Source organism: Candidatus Micrarchaeia archaeon (genome assembly GCA_041653315.1).
GTDB lineage: Archaea > Micrarchaeota > Micrarchaeia > Anstonellales > JAHKLY01 > JAHKLY01.
In genome coordinates, this window is the sequence record JBAZFO010000065.1 from 1 (window position 1) to 4,042 (window position 4,042).

5 protein-coding genes are annotated in these 4,042 nt (G+C 27.3%); 1 reads left to right on the forward strand and 4 read right to left on the reverse strand.

Features of this window, described 5'->3' with window-relative positions:
• Nucleotides 1-500 (forward strand): hypothetical protein (locus WC356_07560; GenBank protein MFA5382998.1); only part of this gene is annotated, 500 nt, incomplete at its 5' end.
• Here WC356_07560 and WC356_07565 read toward each other — a convergent pair.
• The 4 genes from WC356_07565 to WC356_07580 are packed head-to-tail and all read right to left on the reverse strand — an operon-like array spanning nucleotide 487 to nucleotide 4,007.
• Nucleotides 487-774: a DNA-binding protein gene (locus WC356_07565; GenBank protein ID MFA5382999.1), complete on the reverse strand. Its 288-nt coding sequence runs from the start codon at nucleotides 772-774 to the stop codon at nucleotides 487-489. The two genes, WC356_07560 and WC356_07565, sit on opposite strands and share 14 nt — an antisense overlap.
• 12 nt (nucleotides 775-786) lie before the next feature.
• On the reverse strand, nucleotides 787-1,485 hold the full coding sequence (locus WC356_07570; GenBank protein ID MFA5383000.1) for a hypothetical protein: 699 nt from the start codon (nucleotides 1,483-1,485) through the stop codon (nucleotides 787-789).
• 32 nt (nucleotides 1,486-1,517) lie between these two features.
• Entirely contained in the window at nucleotides 1,518-3,074 is a 1,557-nt protein-coding gene (locus WC356_07575) for an AMP phosphorylase (protein ID MFA5383001.1), read from the reverse strand.
• Between the two features lie 9 nt (nucleotides 3,075-3,083).
• Nucleotides 3,084-4,007 carry a hypothetical protein gene (locus WC356_07580; protein ID MFA5383002.1) on the reverse strand — a complete coding sequence of 308 codons (924 nt, stop codon included), beginning with the start codon at nucleotides 4,005-4,007 and terminating at the stop codon, nucleotides 3,084-3,086.
• Between the last annotated feature and the right edge of the window lie 35 nt (nucleotides 4,008-4,042).

The window sequence follows — 4,042 nt, forward strand, 5'->3', positions numbered from 1 at the left end:
TGTCAGGTTATGGAAATTTGGGTTTTAAATATAATATTACAGAATGCTCAAATTTAGGAATTACAGGTAATTTTTACCCAACTTATGACATATTTAATGGTAAAATAGGAGTTACTTTATTACCTTCTGTATCTTTTGAAACACCTAATTTTACTAGTGGATGGAATATGTATAATTTAAACAGACATGAATTATATATAACTACAAACACACAAAGAGTGAGAAATAGATTTAGTCTTGAATCAGATAAAAACGCATTAGAATTTGCAATAAATTCAAATATAACTTTTCTTGAAGATATTACCCTTGGGGTTGAAGGAAAGTATTCAATAAGAGAAAAAATTGGGTCTTGGGAAGGAAAAGGAATTGCTATTTTTGGCCCAATGGAATTAAATATAGAAATTACTAATATTGGAAATTTTGAATATAATTGGAATATAGACGCATTATACCCAATAAGATATTATAAAAATAAAAAAAATAGAATTACTGAACAGTAATTTTTCCGTTTTTACCTGTTGAAATTTGTAATTCTCCTCTAAATTCAGTTATCCAACCTTCTTCTATTTTTACGTTATCTCCTTCATTAACTTTATCAATATCATCTTCCCATAAAGTCAATTTTATTTCTCCATCTTCGCATTTTAATTTTGCAGATGCTACTCTTGTCTTTTTTCCAAATTTAGTAATTACTTCTCTTGCTTCTTCTTTTTCAATTATTTTTCCAACCAAAGTTGCATTTGAACCTGGGGATAAATCTTTTATTTTTGTCATAAATAACTCACCTTATATATATTCTTCTACCCTATAAACCCTGCCTCTGTACAATATTGATGATGGATCATCATAAAACCTTCTAGTATGCGAATAAACGCAATAATCAAAGGACCCTGCTGTACAAGACAAAGGATCTAAGATATAATACCCATTCTCATTTTTAAGAGCATTAAATCTATGGGCAGTATACGCATTATCATATGTGTAAATCTTTAAAAGGGTATAGTTTTGTTTAATATCTTTAATTTTTGAATTTAAATACAATATTTTGAATAAAGAAGCAGATTCTTTACAATTTATGTGGTCTCTAAAAGAGATTTCTATTGTTTTATAATATATATCTTCGATTCTGTTCATTTCTTTACTTGAATATAACTCTTCTTTTGAGATTTTATTTATTATTCTATAATCTTCAGCACTATATAATCTACTATTATTTAAATTAATAAAATCTACTTCTTTTGGAAAAGGATTAAATAATTTAAAATTTTCAATATGTCTTATTATTTTAACCTCCTCAAAATTACAATAATGAACAAAACCCATTAAACAATAAGGATTTTGCTCAATTAAACTTGTAGTGGTATAAATTACTTCAGTATATGTTGGATAGAATGCTTTTGTAAAAATATCATCTGAAGCAAATATAAAAACAGATAATAATAAAAGTATGAATATCTGTTTTTTTAATAATTTTCGTATTTCCATTGTATTTTTTATACTTTTTGGTGTTTTTATTATTATCTATAGCTCTTTAAAAGGAATTTTTCAAGTTCTATTGGATCTACACTTTCTAAAGTCTTAACTGCAAATGATAATTTTGACTCGCTTGTTGAATAAATATCAAAAAGAATATCTCCTTTCTTAACTTTATCTCCTGCTTCATGATGTAAAACTATACCTGCACCAACATCTCTTGGAGAACCAGCAGCTCTTGCAACTTTAGATAAAATTTTATTATCAATATGATTTATTCTTCCTGCTTTTGATGCTTCATATGAATATACATAATCACCAATTGGGAGGTCATTAATTTTTATATTTGCTTTTCCTCCTTGTGCACCAATTATCTCTCTAAATTTCTTTATTGCTTTTTCATTATTTATTAAATCTTCAGCTACAGCCGAACCTCTACCTTTCTCAACTTTTCCTGATAACTCCAATAAATTACCTGCTAAAACACAGCTTTTTTCTCTTAAATCTTGAGGCCCTTTACCTTCTAGTACTTCTAATACATCTTTACACTCTAATGCAGGCCCAATACCCCAACCAACTGGATCACTTCCATCTGTAATTATCACTTCAATTTCCATATTTAATTTTTTTCCAATATTAATAAAATCATCTGCTAAATCTTTTGCTGTTTGAACATCTTGGAACTTCGCTCCTCTTCCAATAGGTATATCAATAACAACATGGGTTGCATTTACTGCTTTTTTCTTTGCTAATACACTTGCTAACATTACTCCTTTTGGATCTAAACTTAAAGGATGTCTTATTTTTATTAATTTATCATCTGCTGCTGCTAGATTCATACCCCCTCCCCAGACTATTGAACCTTTAGTTTTAAGTACAATCTCTTTTAATTCATCCATTTTAATATCAACTGGCGCTAATACTTCCATAGTATCTGCTGTTCCAGATGCACTTGTAATAGCTCTTGATGAGCTTTTTGGAATATATAATCCTGCTGCTGCTATAATAGGTACAACAACCATTGTTGTTCTATTTCCGGCAATTCCTCCAACGCAGTGTTTGTCTAAAATTGGTTTTTTACCTAAATTTAAAGTATCTCCTGAATTCACTATACTATTTGTTAAAGCAACTGTTTCATCATCATTAATTCCTCGTATATACATTGCACTTATAAAAGCAGCTAATTCAATTTGACTTAATCTATTTGCCATTAAATCCTTAATTATTACTTCCATTTCATTATCAGTTAAAGTTTTACCATCTAATTTCTTTTTTATATAATCAATAGAAAAAGGCCTTTGTAAATGTTTTATATTAATTTTATCTCCTGATTTTGCTTTTAATACTTCTTCAACTTCTGCAAATAACCCTATTTCTCCTCTTTTTATTAAATTTTCACTTAAATCAAACATAGCAACTATTTCTTTATCTCCTTTTTGCAATACTCCCCTATATGCGGGATAAATATCATTTTCAAGTGCTTCTTGTGTATTTAAAACAGCGATTTTACCCCCTGATAATACATCAAATATTTTTGCTTTTGCAGACATTTCTTCAACAATAATTGATTTAGCATCTTTACCATTTTTATTATTTTTCATTTAAATCACCTAAATATCTGGTTTTAATTTTATTTTATTTTTAGCTTTTTTAACAAATTCTTTTGGCTTTAATAAACCTACTTCTGTAATAATCCCATTTATATTTGTGTAAGGAATTATATCAAATGCAGGGTTCAAGATTTTTACTCCTTTGAATTTTTTTGGATCTGCTACTTCTTTTATATCTCTCTGCTCGATTTCAATTTTTTTTCTTTTGTCATATTTATACAATTCAGTAAAAGAATAAATATCTACTTTACTTCTATTTTTTGCTAGTTCTGCTATCATTTTACTTCCTATTTTATTTGCTAAATTTCCATTTCTATCTACTGCATCAGCACCTATAAATACTTTATTTACTTTTTCTATTAAATTCGAAACATTTGAATCTACACTCATAGTTACATCTATTTTGTTTTTAGCTAAATCTCTTGCAGTATCATGACCTTGAAATCTTGGCCTTGATTCTGTATTATACACTTTAAATTTCTTTTTTTGCTTTTTAGCTAAAATTAAAGAATTTATTACAGAAGTTGAATGGCAATGTAATAAAATTACATCTCCATTTTTTACTAAACTGGAACCAAAAACAGCTAATTTATCTCTGTTATTTTCCAATTCGTCTAATACTTCATTTAATCTTATTTTAAGATATTCTTGGATTAATTCAATTGATTTCTTCTTTTTTATTAAATATTGAATTGAATCATAAGTTTCTTCTAAATAATTATCCAACATTGGAGAAGTTGCTCTTAAATTTGAAATATCTAAAGCTGTTTTTTTAGCATGCTCTTGAAATTTTTTAGGATTATTTGTTTTAAAAGTAGTCATTTCTAAGATAAATGCTCTAAATCCTTCTCTTGCTACTCTATGCGCACCTTGAATTTTAAGCGCTTTAATATCCTTACATATACTCTCTACTTTTTTATTCATAAAAAATCTATTATAATGAAATTTATAAATATAAC